This window comes from Okibacterium fritillariae (genome assembly GCF_052783725.1).
In genome coordinates, this window is record NZ_CP199917.1 from 2,154,077 (window position 1) to 2,173,230 (window position 19,154).

General features: G+C 68.9%; 19 protein-coding genes. 4 read left to right on the forward strand and 15 right to left on the reverse strand.

Annotated features, from left to right (window positions below; all coding sequences use genetic code 11):
* Window positions 1-50: 50 nt before the first annotated feature.
* The 11 genes from ACUWEX_RS09945 to ACUWEX_RS09995 form a co-directional block, all read right to left on the reverse strand.
* On the reverse strand, window positions 51-863 hold the full coding sequence (locus ACUWEX_RS09945; RefSeq protein WP_445996135.1) for a hypothetical protein: 813 nt from the start codon (window positions 861-863) through the stop codon (window positions 51-53).
* Window positions 860-1,984, reverse strand: a complete 1,125-nt coding sequence (locus ACUWEX_RS09950) for a VWA domain-containing protein (RefSeq protein WP_445996136.1) — start codon at window positions 1,982-1,984, stop codon at window positions 860-862. Before ACUWEX_RS09950 ends, ACUWEX_RS09945 begins: the two co-directional genes overlap by 4 nt.
* A complete protein-coding gene (locus ACUWEX_RS09955) occupies window positions 1,981-2,979 on the reverse strand; it encodes a vWA domain-containing protein (protein WP_445996137.1) in 999 nt (332 codons plus the stop codon). Before ACUWEX_RS09955 ends, ACUWEX_RS09950 begins: the two co-directional genes overlap by 4 nt.
* Window positions 2,970-3,449, reverse strand: coding sequence for a hypothetical protein (locus ACUWEX_RS09960; protein WP_445996138.1), 480 nt, complete (start codon window positions 3,447-3,449; stop codon window positions 2,970-2,972). The genes ACUWEX_RS09955 and ACUWEX_RS09960 overlap by 10 nt, the downstream gene beginning before the upstream one ends.
* Window positions 3,436-4,413, reverse strand: a complete 978-nt coding sequence (locus ACUWEX_RS09965) for a DUF58 domain-containing protein (protein WP_445996139.1) — start codon at window positions 4,411-4,413, stop codon at window positions 3,436-3,438. The genes ACUWEX_RS09960 and ACUWEX_RS09965 overlap by 14 nt, the downstream gene beginning before the upstream one ends.
* Window positions 4,414-4,432: 19 nt before the next feature.
* Window positions 4,433-5,497, reverse strand: coding sequence for an AAA family ATPase (locus ACUWEX_RS09970; RefSeq protein ID WP_079728377.1), 1,065 nt, complete (start codon window positions 5,495-5,497; stop codon window positions 4,433-4,435).
* Between the two features lie 16 nt (window positions 5,498-5,513).
* Window positions 5,514-6,671, reverse strand: a complete 1,158-nt coding sequence (ispG, locus tag ACUWEX_RS09975; RefSeq protein WP_077055397.1) for a flavodoxin-dependent (E)-4-hydroxy-3-methylbut-2-enyl-diphosphate synthase — start codon at window positions 6,669-6,671, stop codon at window positions 5,514-5,516.
* A 113-nt stretch (window positions 6,672-6,784) separates the two neighbouring features.
* On the reverse strand, window positions 6,785-7,180 hold the full coding sequence (locus ACUWEX_RS09980; protein WP_234991175.1) for an SHOCT domain-containing protein: 396 nt from the start codon (window positions 7,178-7,180) through the stop codon (window positions 6,785-6,787).
* Window positions 7,181-7,300: 120 nt separating this feature from the next.
* The gene (locus tag ACUWEX_RS09985) at window positions 7,301-7,963 is read right to left on the reverse strand and encodes a response regulator (protein ID WP_079728376.1); all 663 of its coding nucleotides are present in this window, start codon (window positions 7,961-7,963) and stop codon (window positions 7,301-7,303) included.
* On the reverse strand, window positions 7,960-9,366 hold the full coding sequence (locus ACUWEX_RS09990; RefSeq protein WP_445996140.1) for a sensor histidine kinase: 1,407 nt from the start codon (window positions 9,364-9,366) through the stop codon (window positions 7,960-7,962). Before ACUWEX_RS09990 ends, ACUWEX_RS09985 begins: the two co-directional genes overlap by 4 nt.
* A gap of 147 nt (window positions 9,367-9,513) precedes the next feature.
* Entirely contained in the window at window positions 9,514-11,058 is a 1,545-nt protein-coding gene (locus tag ACUWEX_RS09995; protein WP_445996141.1) for a M50 family metallopeptidase, read from the reverse strand.
* Between the two features lie 111 nt (window positions 11,059-11,169).
* Between ACUWEX_RS09995 and ACUWEX_RS10000 the strand changes: the two genes are divergently transcribed.
* Window positions 11,170-12,708, forward strand: coding sequence for a Mur ligase family protein (locus ACUWEX_RS10000; protein ID WP_445996142.1), 1,539 nt, complete (start codon window positions 11,170-11,172; stop codon window positions 12,706-12,708).
* A gap of 32 nt (window positions 12,709-12,740) precedes the next feature.
* Here the strand turns inward: ACUWEX_RS10000 and dxr are convergent, their stop codons facing one another.
* Window positions 12,741-13,835, reverse strand: coding sequence for a 1-deoxy-D-xylulose-5-phosphate reductoisomerase (dxr, locus tag ACUWEX_RS10005; RefSeq protein ID WP_445996143.1), 1,095 nt, complete (start codon window positions 13,833-13,835; stop codon window positions 12,741-12,743).
* A 177-nt stretch (window positions 13,836-14,012) separates the two neighbouring features.
* Entirely contained in the window at window positions 14,013-14,990 is a 978-nt protein-coding gene (locus ACUWEX_RS10010) for an FKBP-type peptidyl-prolyl cis-trans isomerase (RefSeq protein WP_445996144.1), read from the reverse strand.
* A 245-nt stretch (window positions 14,991-15,235) separates the two neighbouring features.
* Between ACUWEX_RS10010 and ACUWEX_RS10015 the strand changes: the two genes are divergently transcribed.
* Window positions 15,236-15,916, forward strand: coding sequence for a lysophospholipid acyltransferase family protein (locus ACUWEX_RS10015; RefSeq protein ID WP_079728486.1), 681 nt, complete (start codon window positions 15,236-15,238; stop codon window positions 15,914-15,916).
* 37 nt (window positions 15,917-15,953) lie between these two features.
* Here the strand turns inward: ACUWEX_RS10015 and ACUWEX_RS10020 are convergent, their stop codons facing one another.
* Window positions 15,954-16,430, reverse strand: a complete 477-nt coding sequence (locus ACUWEX_RS10020) for an OsmC family protein (protein ID WP_445996145.1) — start codon at window positions 16,428-16,430, stop codon at window positions 15,954-15,956.
* Window positions 16,431-16,525: 95 nt separating this feature from the next.
* On the opposite strand from ACUWEX_RS10020, the gene ACUWEX_RS10025 reads away from it, so the two are divergent.
* Window positions 16,526-17,533 (forward strand): asparaginase, encoded by a 1,008-nt coding sequence (locus ACUWEX_RS10025; RefSeq protein WP_445996146.1) that lies wholly within the window; start codon window positions 16,526-16,528, stop codon window positions 17,531-17,533.
* Window positions 17,534-17,580: 47 nt separating this feature from the next.
* Here the strand turns inward: ACUWEX_RS10025 and ACUWEX_RS10030 are convergent, their stop codons facing one another.
* Window positions 17,581-18,360, reverse strand: coding sequence for a PP2C family protein-serine/threonine phosphatase (locus ACUWEX_RS10030; protein WP_234991173.1), 780 nt, complete (start codon window positions 18,358-18,360; stop codon window positions 17,581-17,583).
* A 152-nt stretch (window positions 18,361-18,512) separates the two neighbouring features.
* Here ACUWEX_RS10030 and ACUWEX_RS10035 point away from each other — a divergent pair, with 152 nt between their 5' ends.
* On the forward strand, window positions 18,513-19,076 hold the full coding sequence (locus ACUWEX_RS10035) for a TspO/MBR family protein (RefSeq protein ID WP_445996147.1): 564 nt from the start codon (window positions 18,513-18,515) through the stop codon (window positions 19,074-19,076).
* Window positions 19,077-19,154: the final 78 nt, after the last annotated feature.

Genomic DNA, 19,154 nt, shown 5'->3' on the forward strand with positions numbered 1-19,154 from the left:
GGCCGGTCGAGCGCGTCGGGTGACCGCGCCGGGCGGGCGCGGTCACGAGGTCACCAGGGCTTGTCGGTCGTGCGTCCGGCGCCGCCGCGACCGCGCTCCTCGGCGTCTTGCTGGGCCTTCTCTTCGGCCGCCTGATCGCCGCGTTCCTGCAGCTTCTCCTCGGCGCTCGGGTCGCTCTCCCCCGATGAGCCCTCGCCCTGGGCGTCATCCTGGCCGGGCTGCGGCAGCACCTGCGGCGGCTGCTGATCGATCTTCGCCTGCACGCGCTCGTCGGCGGTCTGCAGCGTGTCGCGCTGTTCGAGCGCGCGGGATGTCTCGTCGGTCTGGCACCCGTCGGCGGCTCCGTCGCGGATGACGGCGAGCGACGTCTCGTAGAGACGGATGGCCCCCTCCTCATAGCCGGCGCCGCGGTAAGCATCCCCCTGCTGTTCCCACGCGAGCGCGAGATTGACGCGCACCATGCAGCGTTCGGATGCCGGAGCCCGCGTGAGCGCCTCGCCCAGGTCGTCGGTGGCGGGCGTGTAGTTCTGGAACGTGGCGAGGGCGGTTCCGCGGTTGTAGTACGGGATCCACGGCTCGACGACGTTGCCCACGAGCAGGGAGCCCGAACGGTCGGCGCTGCCCTCGTAGTCACCGGCCTCGAAGTCGTTCTTCGCGCCGTCGGTCACGAGTTGCAGGCTCACGAGCTTCCACGCGATCGCGAGGATGACGAGCACGACGGGCAGCGACCACCAGAAGAGGCGGCGGCGTGTGCGCCGGACGAGATGCTGCGGGGGCTGGGGTCGGCGCGGGGGTTCGTGCGGCCCGCCGTGCGCGGGCGACACCGGCTGGGGCGACTGGAGGTCGTGCTCGAACAGGGTCATCGGGAAACCTCCGTCGGGGCCGGGCTGCTGCTGGTGGGGCGACGCAGCGCGCGCAGCGCGAGCAGCAGCGGCACGAGTTCGGTCAGCAACAGCAGGCCGAACGGGATGGCGAGCAGCCAATAGAACTCGGGCGCCGAGGGCGGCCCGCTGGGGGCGGATGTCGCGGCCCCGACATCGATGCCGCGCGTCGCCTGCAGCACGACGTCGCTGCCGGGCTCGGAGTGCACGTACTCGACGCCGAGTTGCCCGGCGATGGTGCCGAGCGCCTTCTCGTCGATCTTCGAGATGGCGGTCTCCTGGCCGTTCGGGCCGTAGTACTGGATGTAGTCGTCGGCGGTGCCGGGGTCGTCGGTGCTCGAACCATCCGACCCCGCACCATCCGACCCCGAATCATCCGACCCCGAATCATCCGACTGATCGTCGCCGAAGAATTCGTCGCGGTAGCCCGAGAACGTGCGCATGGGCCCGCCCTCGTCGGTGCCGTAGCCCAGCACCGCTCCCCCGTCGACCAGGTCGGCGAGCGGCGCGAACGACTCGGGCGCCGTGCTGACGGTCTGTTCGCCGTCGCCCAGGTAGTAGACGATGCGCGTGCGGTCGGGAGCGGCGTCCTTGTCGGCGGCGAGCTGTTTCTCGAGGAACGCGGCGGGCGCGCCGATGCTGCTGCCGCGCGAGTAGACGCTGATCTCCTGCGTGGTGGAGGCGACGCCCGACGCGAGGGCCGAGGCATCCGTGGTGAGGGGCAGGCGCTGCACGGTGTCGGCGTCGAAGGTGATGAGGGAGAATCGCGAACCGGCGAGACGGTCGGCGATGGCCTCGATGTCGGCTTTGGCCCCCGTGAGGCGCGGCTGGCCGTCGCCGTAGTCCTCGGCGGCCATGCTCGAGGTCGTGTCGAGCACGAAGTAGACGTCGGTCTGGGCGGCGGCGACGGGCGGATGCTCGGTCTCGGGCAGTCCCGGCCGCAAGGACATGCCGAAGAGGAGGCCCACCAGCGCGAGCCGCACGAACCAGTGCCACCCGCCCGGGCGGCGGATGTTGCGGGCCGCCTGCCACAGCGCGAAGGCCGCGAGCCCGCCGAAGACGACGATGAGCACGGGCGGCGTGAAGATGGGGTGGACGATCATCGCTTGAGCCTCCACCCGAGGAACATGAGGCCGGCCGTGCCGACGAGACCCGCCACGATGGGCCAAACCGGGATGTCGGTCTTGACGATCTGCGTGGCGCCCGTCATATCGGCGGCCTGTTCAGACTGGATCTGCCCGACGATGGCGGGAATCGCACCCGGGTCGTCGAGCGCGTAGTAGGCCCCGCCCGTGTCGGTGACGACCTTCTCGAACTCGTCGGCGAGATCCTTGATGTAGGACTTGCTGGCGACATCGCCCGGGTTGATGCCATAGACGGTGACGTCGTTCTCGGTGGCGAATTCGCCCGCCTCGGGCAGCGTGACGATCTGCTCGCCCGCGACGAAGTTGTCCGTGGCCAGGATGATCGAGCGCGACCTCTCCTGCCCGATGTCGTCGAAGCGCATGACGCACGAGCCGAGCCCATCGCCGATGAGCGAGGAGCCGTTGCCGAGCAGCGTTCCGTTCGCGAACGAGTAGTCCTCGTCTGCATTCCTCATCTTGTCGCCCAGCTCGCTGAGCTGCTTCTCGACGAACGCGTAATCGCTCGTCAGCGGGAAGGCCGTGGCCGCCGAGGCATTGAAGAGCACGAGGCCGATGCGCTCGCCGTCGAACTCGTCCACCAGATCGCTGAACGTGTCCACGATTTCGGCATCGTAGTCGACCATCGAACCCGAGACGTCGAGGCACAGCACGATGTCACGGTTGCGCAGCTCGGGTTGGTAGGCCGACACCGCCACGGGGCGTGCGCTCAGCACGACGGCGGCTGCGAGAGCCACGACCACGGCAGCCACGCTCAGCGCCAGGAGCGCGCGGTATCGCGTGAGCGCGCGGCGGTAGGCGGGCAACGCCGTGAGACGTTCGGTGTGGGCGACGGGGACGGCCGCGCGGGCCGGGCGTCGCCGCATCCGCCGACGGGTGAGAACGAAGGCCAGGGCCAGGACGCCCGCGATCACGAACGCCCAGAGGAGCGGCATCCACCAGAAGCTCAGTTCCATGCCGACGTCACCGCCCGCCGGGCCGCCTGGGCCGAACCGTGCACCGAACCGGAGGCCTCGGCCCCGAACTCGCTCGGGTAGAGACCCTGCACGACCTCGGCCAGTTCGGGCAGACGTGCCTGCCGCAGCTCCTGCAGCGTCATGGGCAGCGTGGGGATGCCGCGGGCCTCGAGCGTGTAGCGCCGCACGATCTCGGCCAGGCGCACGTGGGCGGCCCGCACATCGACGCGCCCGTCGGCGTAGTCACGCTCGACGCGGTCGATCTCGGCGAGGTAATGCTCGCTGATGCGCTGCTGACGCTGCCACGGCGCCGGCTCGGGAATCGCCGCGGCGCCCCTCGGCCGGTGCTTCCAGCGCGGGAACCAGATGACGAAGGCATACCAGGCGGCCGCGAGCAGCACGAGGGCCACCGCGATGACGGCCCACCACGGCGAGAAGTCGGCCAGCGGATAGTACTCACCGCCCGGCATGATTGTGCCTCTCGAGCAGGCGGAAGAGCTTCGGCACGACGTCGCGCGTCGACTCGATGCGTGTCGACGCGATGCCGATGCGATCGAGGATGTCTCGGGTCTCGGTCTTCTGCGCGGTCGCGCGTTCGGCGTACTCCCGCCGCACCTGCGGGTCGCGGCGCAGGAACTCGGGCAGCTCGCCGAACGTCTGCACGTCGAGCAGCTCGGCGCCGCGCGGGGTCGCCGCCACGAGGTCGGCGTCGGCGATCGACACCCAGATCATCTCGTGCTGCGCGTGCAGGCGTCGCAGCAGGGGGCGCAGATCGGATGCGGGGGCACCTGGTGTGCTCTGCGTGCGCGCATTCGCGCCGCTGGCACTGCTCGTGCCGCCGGTGCCGCTCGTGCCGTGCCCCGTGCCCGCCAAGGCCTGATCGTCGCTGATGACGACGAGCAGCATGCGGCGCCGGAACCGCCGGGCCACGTAGTCGAGCTGGCCTACGAAGTCGCTCGGGCTGCCCTGCAGACTGGCGCGGGCGTGGATGATCTGCAGCAGCCGTTCGAGGTGCCCCTCGGTGCCGCCCAACGGCACTAATGCGCTGCCCGCCGCGTCACCGGTGACGAGTCCGACCTGGTCGCCGTGACGGTGGGCGATGTAGCCCAGCACGCCGGCCGCCTGGATCGCGAGGTCGCGCTTGGGTTCGCCCGACGCGCTCACGGCCGCCAGGTCGCGCCCCGAGTCGACGACGATCATGACGGCTTGCTTGCGCGAGGCGATGTACCGCTTCGTGAGCGGCGACCCGTGCCGAGCGGTCGCCTTCCAGTCGATGTCGCGGATCTCGTCGCCCGGCACGTAGGGCCGCAGGTCGTCGAAGTCGTGGGATTTGCCGTGGAAAACCGAGCGATACTCACCGTCGAGCCAGCCGCGCACCCGACGATGGGCAACGATCGACAGCGTGGTCTTCACGCGGGGCAGGAGCGCAGGCACGTTTCGGCTTCGGGGGCGCTCAGGGTGCCTGGATGGCGCCGAAGATCGCGTCGATGATGGTCTCGGGCGTCACGCCGTCGGCATCAGCCTCGAACCCGAGGATGAGTCGGTGCCGCAACACCTGATAGCGATAGCTCTTCACGTCTTCGGGGATCACGTGGCCTCGGCCGGACAGCAGCGCAAGCGCACGGGCCACGCTGGCGAAGGCGATGCTGGCGCGCGGGCTGGCACCGTATTCGACATACCCCGCGAGTGCCGGCGGAAGGTATTGCTCGGCGTGACGCGTGACATAGACGGCCTGCACGATGTAGTTGAGCACGGCGGGGTCGAGATAGACGCGGTGGACGAGCTTTTGCAGGAAACGCACATCGTCGAGGGTGACGGCCTGGCCGTGGGTGCCACCCGGTTCATAGACGCCGGCATTGACGCGGCGCACGATCTCGGCTTCTTCGGCGGGGCTCGGGTAGCCGAGCACCTCTTTCACGAGGAAGCGGTCGAGCTGGGCCTCGGGCAGGTGATACGTGCCCTCCTGCTCGATGGGGTTCTGCGTGGCGAGCACGAGGAACGGCGAGGGCAGCGGATGATTCTCCCCGCCGATCGTCGTCTGCCGCTCCTGCATGGCCTCGAGCATGGCCGACTGCGTCTTGGCGCTCGACCGGTTGATCTCGTCGAGCAACACGAAGTTGGCGTGCACGGGCCCGAGCTGCGTGCCGAACGTGGCCGTGGACGGATCGTAAATCTGCGTGCCGATGATGTCGGCGGGCAGGAGGTCGGGCGTGCACTGGATGCGGCGGAAACTGGCCGACACCGACTCGGCGATCGACTCGGCCGCCGTCGTCTTCGCCAAACCGGGGACGCTCTCGAGCAGCACATGGCCGCCCGTGATCAGCGCCACGAGCAGCGTGGTGCGCAGGCTGTCTTGACCGACGACCTTCTGGCTGTAACCCGCCACGATCGTGTCGAAGATGCGGCGCGCGCGCTGCAACTCGTCGGGCGTGATGGGACCGGTGCCCGCGCCGGACGCCGGACCGGGCGCGGGAGGCGCACCGATCGGTCCGGCTGCGGGAGGCGGGGTAATGGTCATGCGGCCACTGCCTTCGTTAGGAACCGACCGTCACTACCGGGCTGCCGGTCGACGTGTCGTCGGCGGGCATCTCCGCGGCGAGCCGGTTGGCTTCGTCGATCAGGGTCTGGACGATCTCGGACTCGGGAACGGTCTTGATGACCTCACCCTTGACGAAGATCTGCCCCTTGCCGTTGCCGGAGGCGACACCGAGGTCGGCCTCGCGCGCTTCGCCGGGACCGTTGACGACGCAGCCCATGACGGCCACGCGCAGCGGAACGGTCATGCCTTCGAGGCCGTCGGTGACGTCGTTGGCGAGCTTGTAGACGTCGACCTGGGCGCGGCCACAGCTCGGGCAGGAGACGATCTCGAGCTTGCGCTCGCGCAGGTTGAGCGACTGCAGAATCTGCAGGCCGACCTTGACCTCTTCGGCGGGAGGCGCCGACAGCGACACGCGGATGGTGTCGCCGATGCCCTCGGACAGCAGGATGCCGAACGCCGTGGCGCTCTTGATGGTGCCCTGGAACGACGGGCCGGCCTCGGTGACGCCGAGGTGCAGGGGCCAGTCGCCACGCTCGGCGAGCAGGCGGTAGGCCTTGACCATGATGATGGGGTCGTTGTGCTTGACCGAGATCTTGAAGTCGTGGAAGTCGTGCTCCTCGAAGAGGCTCGCCTCCCACACGGCGCTCTCGACGAGAGCCTCGGGCGTGGCCTTACCGTACTTCTGCAGCAGGCGGGGATCGAGCGAACCGGCGTTCACACCGATGCGCACCGATACGCCGGCGGCCTTCGCGCGGCGCGCGATCTCGCCGACCTGGTCGTCGAACTTGCGGATGTTGCCGGGGTTCACACGAACCGCGGCGCAACCGGCGTCGATGGCCGCATAGACGTAGTTCGGCTGGAAGTGAATGTCGGCGATCACCGGGATCTGGCTCTTCTTCGCGATGATCGGAAGAGCTTCGGCGTCGTCGCGGCTCGGAACGGCCACCCGCACGATGTCGCAGCCGGATGCCGTGAGTTCGGCAATCTGCTGCAGTGTCGCGTTGATGTTGGGGGTGGGCGTCGTGGTCATCGACTGCACGCTCACGGGAGCGTCGCCACCGACGAGAACTTTACCGACCTTGATCTGACGGGACTTACGCCTCGGCGCCAGAACTTCAGGGACTTTAGGGAGACCCAAATTGACTGCTACCACTCGCTCAGTTTAGGTCCTCTTGGTGTGCACGCGCTGCGAATCGGTGAGGGATGCCTGCGCCGCACCGCCCGGCTACACTGCGGGCCGTGCCGCAGCGAGCCGGGCTGTCGCGATCAGCGCTGTGGCGGCATCCCCGGGCCGGTGCCCGCGCCGGGCCCGAAACCACCGCCGAAACCGGGGCCCGCACCGGGGCCCTGTGTCGCGTGCAGGCTGGACGCGCGGATGACCTCGAGCCGGGCTCGGTATTCGACCTCGTCGATATCGCCGCGCGCGAAACGCTCGGCCAGCACCTTCTCGGCGCCGCCCTGGGCCTCGGACTGCCAGTGCTGGCGCATGTACTCGCGGCGTTCGCCGGCGCGCTTCGACCAGCGGCGTCCGAAGATGGCGAGCAGGACGACCGCCAGGATCAGCCAGAAGAACGGGATGAGCAGGAACCACAAGTGTGCTCCCGGGCCGGGGCCGTAGCCCGGATAGTGCTGCGCCAGTGTGGCGAGTGCGGTGTGAAGCATCTTTCCTCCTCGGCGGTCGCTCGTCGACCGTCCTGAGTCCAGCCTCCTCGGGCCCGGCTCGCACCACATCTGCCGTCGGGATGCTTCGCTACTACTCCCCCAGGCGCACGAGCGGCCGCGCTACCCCCACCCGGGCGCGACGAGCCCCGACTCATAGGCCACGACCACGAGTCGCACGCGGTCGCGGGCGTCGAGTTTCTGCATGATGCGGGACACATGAGTCTTGGCGGTCAGCGGGCTAAGGAAGAGCGCCGCGCCGATCTCGTCGTTGCTGAGCCCCCGGCCGACGAGGCCGAGCACTTCGCGTTCGCGCTCGGTGAGCGGGGCGAGCGCCGTGGCATCGACCGTTTGCTTCAGCGCGGGTGACACGCGTTGCAGCAATGTGCGCGTCACCCCGGGCGAGAGCAGCGCGTCGCCCGAGGCGACCACGCGCACCGCCCGGATGAGTTCGACGGGCTCGGTGTCTTTCACGAGGAACCCGCTCGCGCCGGCGGCTATCGCGTCGATGACGTAGTCGTCGAGTTCGAACGTCGTGACGACGACCACACGCGTCGAGGCGAGGGCGGGATCGGCGACGATCTGGCCGGTGGCCCAGATGCCGTCGCCGTGCGGCATGCGGATATCCATGAGCACGACGTCGGGGTGGTGCACGGCGGCGAGCGCCACCGCTTCTTCGCCCGACGACGCTTCGGCCACGACCTCGATACCGTCTTCGGCGTGCAGGATGGCGCGGAACCCCGCACGGATGAGGGCCTGGTCGTCGGCCAGTAACACGCGGATCATGCGCGCACCTGCACGGGCACGCTGGCGACGACGCGCCAGCCGCCGGTGGGCGTGGGCCCGGCAGCGAACGTGCCGCCCAGGAGCTCGGCGCGCTCACGCATGCCGAGCAGGCCGTTGCCGGGCGCTGCCGTGGTGGCGTCGGGCGACGACGACAGAGCTGCCGTCCTGCCCGTCCCATCGTCCTCGACCGTCACGGTTAACGCGTCCCCCTCGCGATCGACCCGGACGCGGGCCGAGCGCGCCGCGCTGTGGCGCACCACATTCGTGAGGGATTCTTGAACGATCCGGTAGACGGATTGGCCGACACCCAGCGGAATCGTCGCGGCGTCTCCGAGCGAGAGCGATTCGTGGACCGCGACCCCACCAGCGCGCACCGTGTCGAAGAGGTTGTCGAGCTGGCTGAGGCCCGGGCCGGGCGTTCGCGGAGCAAAGCCGGGTTCCGGCGGGACGTCGGTATCGGCCTCGGAGGCGGGATGCGGCCGAGCCGGACCGGACCGGTGATCGCGCACGGCCGAAGAGCCGGGCGCCGGGTCGCGCAAAATGCCGAGCACATTACGCACCTCGGCGAGCGCCGCCGCCGAGGTCTCTTTCACGTTGACGAGCGCACGTCGCGCCTCGGCCGGGTCTCGGTCCATGAGGTGCAGTCCCGCGTTGGCCTGAACGGTGATCTGCGAGAGCGAGTGCCCGAGCACGTCGTGCAATTCGCGGGCGATGCGAACCCGCTCCTGCTGACCCGCCGCCTCCTGTCGAGCCTCGTCGGCACGGCGCCGGGCGAGGGCATCGTCGTGGAGCTTCTGGCGCACATCACTGCGACGCTTCGAGAATTCGGCCGCGCCCACGACGACGAGGAGGGCCAGGGTGGTGGGGGCCACGAGATGCGCGGACCACGGTGCGCCCGTCAACGGGCCGACGAAGAGCACGAGCATCCAGGCCGTCGCGAGAGCGATGTAAGCCCACGCCCGAGCGCCGTGGCGCACCGCGAGAATCACGGCGAAGGCCACCGAGACGAACGGCGGGCCGATCGGCGAGAGCAACGCCTCGCCGGCGGTGGCCGCGATGATGGCGACGACGACGGTGCGCGGATAGCGTCGGATGACGGCGAGCGCGAGAGCTGTGAGTACCGCGAGGAGGAGTGCCACGACGGCAACCCAGATCGCGCTGCCCGCGGATTCGAACTCGACGAGTCCCGAGCCGGGCCCCACACCGTTGCCGAGTTCCGGCCCCCGGCCGCGATCGGGACCGTCGGCGTCGATGGATCCGGCGATCTGATGGACAAGGAGGAGGACTGCTATCGGAACCTGCACGACCAGGGACACCACGACAGGCACCCACACCCGCACGGCGCGCGGCGGGCCGGAAAGACGCCCGTCGAGCGGCGAAGCGGGCAGAGTGGGCGGCGTCATTCCTGAAGCGTACCCGTCGCTCATACCGGACGAATCGGCCCGCCGAACGAGCATCGAGGAGGCACTACTCCCCCGGGAGTACACGAGCGGGTGGGCCTGCGGCCATGAGCGGTCAGGCATTAGCCGTCAGGCGTCAGGCGTCAGCCGTCAGCCGAAGAGGTTCGCCGGCTTCACGATGTCGGCGTAGATGAGGATGGCGCTCATCGCCATGAAGAAGATCACCACGACGAACGTCAGGGGCATGAGCTTGGCCGCGTCGATCGGACCGGGATCGGGCCGCCCGAACAGCTTGGCGAAGAACCGGCGAATGCCCTCCCATAGCGCCGTGACGACGTGTCCGCCGTCGAGCGGCATGAGCGGCACCAGGTTGATCACGAACAGCGCGATGTTGAGCGACCCCAACACCGCGAACAGCGAGGCCCCCTTCGACACGAACGGGATCTGGTCGGAGGCCGCCACCTCGCCGGCGATGCGCCCGACGCCGACCACGCTGATGGGGCCGTTCGGGTCGCGCTCGCCCGGCCCGAACGCCGCGTTCAGCACATCGCCCATGCGCTGGGGCAGGTGGATGATGATGTCCCCGACGCCCGAGATGCTCTGCCAGACCATCGGACCCGTGGCCGTGATAGGCTGCTGCTGCACCTCCTGCGTCGACGAGATGCCGACGAAGCCGACCTCTTCGGTCTTCGGCGAGCCATCGGCGTTCTTCACCACGCGGTTGGCGGTGTCGAGAACGTAACGTTTCGTCAGCAGCGGCGTGAGCGTGACGCTCTGCTCGGCACCCCCGCGCTCGATGACGACGTCGAGCGCGTCACCGGAGGACTGGCGGATGATCTCGGTCGACTCGGCCCAGCTCGAGACCGGCGTGCCGTCGATCGACACGATCGTGTCGCCCGGCTTGAGACCGGCCGCGGCCCCCGGGGCGAGGGGGTCGGAGGCATCGCACGACGTCTTCGTGCTGCCCGCGGGAAGCACGCACTCGCTCACCATCGACAGGGTGGTCGTCTGCACGGGCGCCCCGAAGGCCACGAGCGAGATGCCGAAGAACACGAAGGCGAGCACGAGGTTCATGAAGGGGCCGCCCAGCATGATGATGATGCGCTTGTAGACCGGCAGGCGGTAGAAGGCACGGTGGTCTTCACCCTCGCCGATGGTCTCGGCGCTGGCCTCGCGGGCATCCTCGGCCATCGATCCGAAGAAGCGACGCCGCTCCCCCTCGTCGAGAGGAGGGAAATCGGTGGCCCCGGCCGAGACGACCTCGACGCGAGCATCTGGCGACTGATCGATGGGCACGGATGCTCCCGGGGCACCCTCGAGCGCGTCGCCCGAGTCATCCGCAGCCCCGCCCTGGGCCTGCCGGGCATCGCGCCGCGTCTTGACCGCGCTGCCCTCTTGCACCATCGCCTCGAACACGCTGGTGGTGGCATTGCGCGCGGCCCCACCGGTCTTGGACGGCGGATACATGCCGATCATCGAGATGTAACCACCCAGGGGAATGAGCTTGATTCCATACTCGGTCTCACCCCGGCGCCGCGAGAACAGCGTGCGCCCGAAGCCGATCATGTATTGCGTGACCTTGACCCCGAAGAGTTTGGCGGGCACGAGGTGCCCCACTTCGTGCAGGCCGATAGACACGATGAGGCCCACCAGAACGATGAGCACACCGAGAACATAGAGAAGCGCCGATTCCACCTTGCGACGATACCGCCCGGCGCTCGAAAGTTGCTGTGCGGGCTATGAGACGATGGGATGGCTTCCCACCAGGCAAGCGAGAAAGAAGGACGAATCTCCGTGGAATCGCGTATGCCGCCGGTACTCCGGCCCGACACCCCGCCCGTGAAATCTCTCGCCGATCTGGCGACGCATTTCGGACTCGGGGTCGAGGGCGACATCGACGGGGTCAGCCTGAACGGCATCACCCTCTCCACCAACGATCTACAGCGGGGCGAGGTCTACGTCGCGATCCAGGGCGCGAACCGGCACGGAGCATCCTTCGCCGCCGACGCGCGTGACAAGGGTGCCGTCGCGATTCTGACGGATGCCGCGGGCGCCGAGTTGGCCCGAGACGCGGGTCTCCCCATCCTCATCACCGAGTCGCCGCGCGTCGTGCTCGGCATGATCTCGGCCTGGGTCTATGACACCACCGCCGACATGCCCACGCTCTACGCCATCACGGGCACCAACGGCAAGACGTCGACCGCGCACCTGCTCGAGGGCATCCTGCAGCAGGTCGGCCTCGTCACGGGCCTGAGCTCTACGGCCGAGCGCCACATCGGCGACCTGACCATCGTGTCGCGCCTCACCACGCCCGAGTCGAGCGAGATGCACGCGCTGCTCGCCCGCATGCGCGAGTCGGGCGTCGAAGCCGTGGCCGTCGAGGTCAGCGCGCAGGCCCTCAGCCGCCACCGCGTCGACGGCATCATGTTCGACGTCGCGGCCTTCACTAACCTGAGCCACGACCACTTCGACGACTACCGCGACTTCGACGACTACATGGACGCGAAGGTCGCCCTGTTCCAGCCCGACCGAGCTCGCCGCGGCGTGGTATCGCTCGACACCAAATGGGGCGAGGGTCTCGTGAAGCGCGCGGGCATCCCCGTCGTGACCATCACGTCGCTCCCCGACACCGAGGCGCACTGGACCGTCACCATCGGCGACGAGAAGCCCGAATACACGGAGTTCTCGCTCACGCACGCGGCCCACGGCACGCTGCACTCGCGCATTCCGCTCATCGGGGCCCACATGGCCGCGAACGCCGGACTCGCGATCGCCATGATGGTCGAGGGCGGCATCCCGTTCGCCGACATCGATGCCGCACTGACGCGTGACGGCGGTGTGAAGGCCTTCCTGCCCGGCCGCACCGAACGCGTGTCGGGCGACGCCGGCCCTACCGTCTATGTCGACTTCGGTCACAGCCCGGATGCCTTCGAGAAGACGCTCGCGGCCGTGCGGCGCGTCACCCCGGGCCGCGTGATCATGGTCTTCGGCGCCGACGGCGACCGCGATGCGACCAAGCGGCACGACATGGCGAAGGAAGCCGTGCTCGGCAGCGACATTCTCGTGATCACCGATCACCACCCGCGCTTCGAAGACCCGGACTCGATCCGGGCGACGCTCGTCGAGGGCGCTCGGGCGGCCCGACCCGACGGGGACATCCACGAGGTGTCGCCGCCCGAGACCGCCATCCGCGAGGCCGTCTCGCTGGCGCGCGAGGGCGACGCGATTCTCTGGGCCGGTCCCGGACACCAGGACTACCGCGACATCCGCGGTGTGCGCACGCCCTACTCGGCGCGCGAGGAGGCCCGCAAGGCGCTGCGAGAGGCCGGCTGGGACGCGTCCTAGGCCCTGCCGACCCCGGGCGCTCGGCGCTGGTTTTAGCCGTGCGTGCTGCGGCGCGCGATGACGGCGTCGGCCGCCCGGCGGGCGTCCTGCTCGACGGCGGCCAGTGACTCGAGCGTGAGCGTGTCGACCTCGGCGTGCTCGTCGACGACCTGGTCGACCGTGTCGAGGATGTCGAGATAGCCGATGCGACCGTCGTGGAACGCGAGCACGGCCTGTTCGTTGGCCGCGTTGAACACAGCCGGGTAGGTGCCCCCGGCGCGCCCGACCTTCTTGGCCAGCGACACGGCGGGGAAGGCCTCGTCGTCGAGCGGTTCGAACGTCCAGCTCTGCGCCGCCGTCCAATCGAGTGGGGTGCCGACGCCCGAGACGCGGCTGGGCCAGTCCAGGCCGAGCGAGATGGGCAGACGCATGTTCGGCGGCGAGGCCTGCGCGATCGTCGAACCATCCACGAACTCGACCATTGAGTGCACGATCGACTGCGGATGCACGGTCACGGCGATGTCTTCATAGGCGACGTCGAACAGCAAGTGAGCTTCGATCACCTCGAGGCCCTTGTTGACGAGGGTCGACGAGTTGGTCGTGATCATGAGGCCCATGTCCCACGTGGGGTGGGCGAGGGCTTCCTGAGGCGTCACATCGGCGAGCGAGGCGCGCGTGCGCCCGCGGAAGGGGCCACCGGATGCCGTCAGCACGAGTCGACGCACCTCGGCGGCCGTGCCGGAGCGCAGGGCCTGGGCGATGGCCGAGTGTTCGGAGTCGACGGGCACGAGCTGGCCGGGCGCGGCGAGCTGTTTCACGAGGTCACCGCCCACGATGAGCGATTCTTTGTTGGCGAGGGCCAGCTGTTTTCCCGCGCGCAGCGTGGCGAGGGTCGGGCCGAGGCCGATCGAGCCGGTGATGCCGTTGAGGACGACGTCGGCGTCGACATCCCGCACCAATTGCTCGGCCTCGTCGGCACCGAGGGCCGTGTGCTCGACGCCGAACGCCTCGGCCTGCTCGGCCAGCACGGCGGCGTTGGAGCCCGTGCCGAGGCCGACGACCTCGAACTTCTCGGGGTTGGCCCGGATGACGTCGAGGGCCTGGGTGCCGATGGAACCGCTGCTGCCGAGGATGATGACGCGTCGCATGCTGTCCACCCTAGTCCGGCGGGTCGGAAGCATGACCTCTGCCCGGGCGCGAATGCTCGCACCGAGGCCGGCACAGGCGCGAACACGACCGGGCACGCGCACGCGTTAACGACGCGACGCCCCGGGCCTGTCGGCATCCGGGGCGTCGCGTGCAGCCATGTGTGGCGGCAGAACCTCTTAGCGCGTGGTCTGCAGGATGTCGATCACGAAGACGAGGTCATCCGTGCCGCTGATGCCCGCGCTCGGCTGGCCGGCGTCGCCGTAACCGAGAGCCGGCGGGATGACGACGATCACCTGAGAGCCGACCTTCTGGCCGACGAGGGCCTGCGAGAAGCCCTTCACGACGCCGGTGGTCTGGAAGGACGCGATCTGCTTGCCCCAGCTCTCGTCGAAGACCTTGCCCGTGGACCAGTTGGTGCCCTGGTACTGCACCGAGACCGTGTCGCCCTCTTGCACTTCTTCGCCGTCGCCCTGCTTCAGCACGGCGAGCTTTAGGTCTTTCGGCGCCTCGGCGTCGGGAATCGTGACGGTGGGGCGGCCGGAGTCGTCGAGCGTAACCTTGGGCATGCCCTCGACCTCGGGCTGCGGTTCGCCCGTGGCACGGTCGGGGGTGATGCTCAGGATGTCGGCCACGATGACGACGTCTTCGTCGGCCTTGACGGCGCTGTCGCTCGAGCCGGTCGTGCCGAAAGCGTCGGCCGAGTCGACCAGGGCCACCACGCGCGAACCGACCGGAACGCACTCGATGGCGCGCACGAACCCGGGCAGGAACTTCGTGTCGTCGACCGTGGCGGCGGCCTTCTGCATGGGTGCAACCTCGGCGCCCGTCTGAGCGTTGTACATGGTGATCGAGACCTCGACGGTGTCGCCCGTCTTCGTCTCGTCGCCCGTGCCCGTGACCGCCAGGGTGCGCTGCGTGGCGTCGATGGCGAGAGGCGCGGGGATCTCGACCGTGGGCGCTTCTCCCAGGTTGCCCGAGACCTTGACCGATTCGACTTCGCTGCCCGACGGCGTGTCCTTGCACGGCGACGCGGTGGCGGCGGCGCTCGATGAGGCCGACGGCGTGCTGGTGGGGCTGGCGCCGCCCGAACATGCGCTCAACAGAAGGGCGGATGCTGCGGCAGCGGCCAACAGCGCGGGAACACGTTTCTGCACGACGATCACTTTCGTTGGAGGGGAATGCGACTAGTCTGCCCGACGAAACTGTGTATTGCCGCACCCGATCGTGCTCCGATCATCCGCCCCGCCCGTCACGCAACACGCGGAGGACCGGACCATTCCGGCCGTGGAATGTCTTGCCCTGTAGCCTCATCTGCGTGCCAGCCGAGGAAGAAACACGAGAAACCGCCGACGTCGCGTCGTCGTCGGGCCCCGTCTATGCGCTCGGGCGCCTCGTGCTCATGCCCATTGCGCGCCTCATCTACCGACCCAAGGTCGTCGGGCGCAAGAACGTGCCGCGCCACGGTCGGGTGATCCTGGCCAGCAACCACCAGTCGTTCATCGACAGCATCGCCATCCCGGTGGTCACGCCGCGGCGCGTGCAGTTCCTCGCCAAATCGACCTACTTCGAGGGCACCGGCGCAAAGGGGTGGATGTCTCGAGTCTTCTTCGAGTCCATCGGGGCCGTCGCCGTGCGCCGCGGTGCGGGAGCGGCCGCGCAGGAGGCACTCGACGAGGGCAAGAAGATCCTCGAATCCGAGAGCGCCTTCGCCATCTACCCCGAGGGCACCCGCTCGCTCGACGGTCGCCTCTATCGCGGCCGCACCGGTGTGGCCTGGCTCGCCCTGTCGACCGGCGCCCCCGTCGTGCCCGTCGGTCTGATCGGCACCGACGAGCTCATGCCCGTCGGCACCAAGATGCCGAAGCTCAAAAAAGTCAGCGTCGTCTTCGGCGAGCCCATCGACGTGTCGCACCACGGGCCGGCGACGAGCGGACGCGCGAGGCGAGCGGCGACCGACGAGATCATGGCGGCCATCCATGCCCTGACGGGCCAGGAGTTGGCGCACGCCTACAACGAGTCGCCCCCGGCCGACGCCATGGAGAAGTTCAAGCGCAACATCCTGCGGCGCGAGCGGTTCTAGCCGGCGCGGGCGGTTCTAGCGGGCGCCGAACAGGCCTCTAGGACGCGACGCGGATCTCCGGCTCGTGCAGCACCGGGAAGTTCATCGAACGCGCGATGAAGCACAGCTCTGAGGCGCGCTTGTGCGCCGTGCGCGCGGCATCCACCATGGATGCTTCAGCCACCGTCACCACGGGCCGCAACACGACCTGCGTGAACTCGCCGCCCGCCTTGCCGTCTTCGATCATGGTGCCGAGGGCCTCGTCGCGGTAGTCGGTGACGACGACCCCGACGGTCGTGACGACGTAGAGGTAGGACAGCATGTGGCACTGGGCGAGGGCCGCGAGCAGCAGCTCCTCGGGGTTCCAGCGCGCCGGGTCGCCGCGGAAGGGGACATCGGCCGAGCCCAGGATGTCGGGTTTGCCCGACGCGCGCACCGTCAGATCGCGGCTGTACTCGCGATAGCTCGACGTGCCCGTTCCGGTGTTACCCGTCCACTCGGCGCTGATCGTGTACACATGCTCGGGACCGGTCATGGCACCAGTCTGCCACGCTCGGCACAGGTGCGCTCGGGCCGCTACGCTTGTTGCGGCGGAGCGTCGGGCGCCGCAGAAAAACGGAGAACCAACACGTGTCAGACATCACCGCAGAAACCTTCCCCGCATCCTCGGCCCGAGAGCTCGCGGTGGTGGTGCGCAACGGCTTCGTCGAGTCGCGGCACCTGGGTTCGGCGATCGTCATCGACCAGCACGCCGACGTCATCCGTGAGATCGGCGACCCGCAGGCGCCCGTGATCCCGCGCTCCACCCTCAAGCCGTTCCAGGCCATCGCCGTCATGAACGCGGGTGTGGGCCTGCGCGGTGCGGCGGCCGTGCTGGCGACGGCGAGCCACGCGGGCACGCAGCGCCACGTGTCGGTGGTGCGCAGCATCCTGGCCCAGGCGGGCCTCACCGAGGATGCGCTGCAGTGCCCCGCCGATTGGCCGGCCGATCGGGCCGCTCGCGACGAGCTGGTGCGCGACGGCAGCGGCCCCTCCCCCGTCTACATGAACTGCTCGGGCAAACACGCCGCCATGCTGCTCGCTTGTGCCACCAACGGCTGGCCCATCGACACCTACCTCGACGTCGACCACCCGCTGCAGCGCGCCATCCTCGACGTGATCGAGCGCTTCACGGGCGAGAAGCCCCAGGCCACGGCGGTCGACGGATGCGGGGCGCCCGTGCACGCGATCAGCCTCGCCGGTCTCGCCCGCGGTATCGGCCGGGTGCGCACGTCGTCACCCACGTCGCCCTTCGCGCTGTACCGCAACGCGGGAATCCTGACGCAGGCCGTTCTGGCGGATGGCTGGGCGCTCGACGGCGTCGGGCGTGACAACACACTGGTCATCGATCGCCTGGGCGTGCTCGCGAAGCTCGGGGCCGAGGGCGTCATGGTCATGGCGGCCCCCGATGGCACGACCGTCGCGGCGAAGATCCTCGACGGCAGCCTGCGCGCGGCGACAGTCGTCGCCCTGCGGTTGCTGACCGATGCGGGCGCGCTCAGCCAGAACGACGTCGACGATCTCCTGCCGCAGCTGCACCTCGAGGTTCTGGGCGGCGGCCAGCCGGTCGGCATGATCCGGGTCTCGCCGTCTCTCTGAGGGCGGGTGCCGTCGGCGCGTGGTCGACGGCCTCAGCGGGGCGCGCGCTACGGCGTGATGAGCTCGTCGAGCACGATGGCCGAGACGTTGTCGCGGCCACCGTTGTCGAGGGCCGCCGTGACCATGAGCTCGACGGCTTCCTTCGGCGACTCGGCGCGCATGAGGAAATGCTGCAGGCCGTAGTCGGTCAGTTCTTTCGTCAGTCCGTCTGAGCAGACGAGCCAGCGCGCACCCGAGGTGGCGGGGACATCCGTGTAATCGGGCACAGGATCTTCGGTGAAGCCGACCGCGCGCGTGATGACGTTGCCGTGCGGGTGCGTCTCGGCCTCGTCGGGCGTGATGGCGCCGATGGCGATGAGTTCTTGCACGACCGAGTGGTCGAGTGTGACCTGGATGAGCTCGTCCCCCAGCAGCCGGTAGACCCGCGAGTCGCCGATGTTGAACACGGTCCACCCGGGGCTCGGCGTGCTGGCGAGCATGAGCCCCGTCACGGTCGTGCCGGTGCCGAGATCGCTTTGACCGACCTGGTTGAACATGTCCTCGACGGCGTCGCGCAGAGCCTCTTCGATGGTCTCGCGGTCGACGTGTTTGCCTTCGCCGACGAGCCCGCGGAATCGCTCGACAACGGCCGCACTCGCGACCTCACCGGCGTCATGACCGCCCATGCCGTCGGCCACGGCGAAGACGGGCAGCTCGACGATGAGCGCGTCTTGGTTGACCTGGCGTTTGCGGCCGGTGTCGGTGACTGCGGCCCAGTTCAGGGACAGAGTGCGCCCGTCGGAGAGGTCGACAGCGCCCGAACCGGTTCGCACGTCGATGTCGGTCACCCGGGGTCCTTTCGGCAGGGGAACAAGGCAGTGTGCAAAAGTCTAGTGTCTTCGAGCAGGTCTCAGTGGCATACGGCGCACGCCGGTTCAAGCCCTTCACAATAGTCAGCTAGCTTACTAAGTTGGAGGGACGACATCGAGGAGGCAACACCATGACCGACAGGAACCCCGACACTCGCACGAACGACACCGCGTCACGCGCAACGCCGGGGCGATCGGCGAGCATCGGCCGCGACATCCTCATGCTGGTCGTGTTTATCGCCATCTCGTTCGCCGTGGCCGCGATCGGGTCGATCGGCACCGCGGGGAACGTCGACGGCTGGTATGCCACGGCTGAGAAGGCCCCCTGGAACCCGCCGAACGTGCTGTTCGGCCCCGTGTGGACTGTGCTGTACCTGGTGATGTCGGTGGCCGCATGGCTCGTCTGGCGTCGGCGCCACAGCGTCGACACTCGCCCCGCGCTGACCGCTTATGTTGTGCAACTCGTTCTCAACAGCATCTGGACCCCGGTCTTCTTCGGGCTATATCCCGCGATGGGTCCCGCAGCGCTGTGGATCGCACTCGCCATTATCGTGCTGCTCGACATCGCCGTCCTCGTCACCATGATCCGGTTCTGGCCCATCCGAAAAGCGTCGGCCGTCATGCTCATCCCCTACTGGGCGTGGGTTCTCTTTGCAACGACTCTGAACGCGGCCCTGGCCGTGCTCAATAGCTGAGCGCAGCCCTGGGTGTGCTCGATAGCCGAGCTCAGCCGAGGTCACGCTCACCGGTCGGGGCCTGGGCGCCCGGTGCCG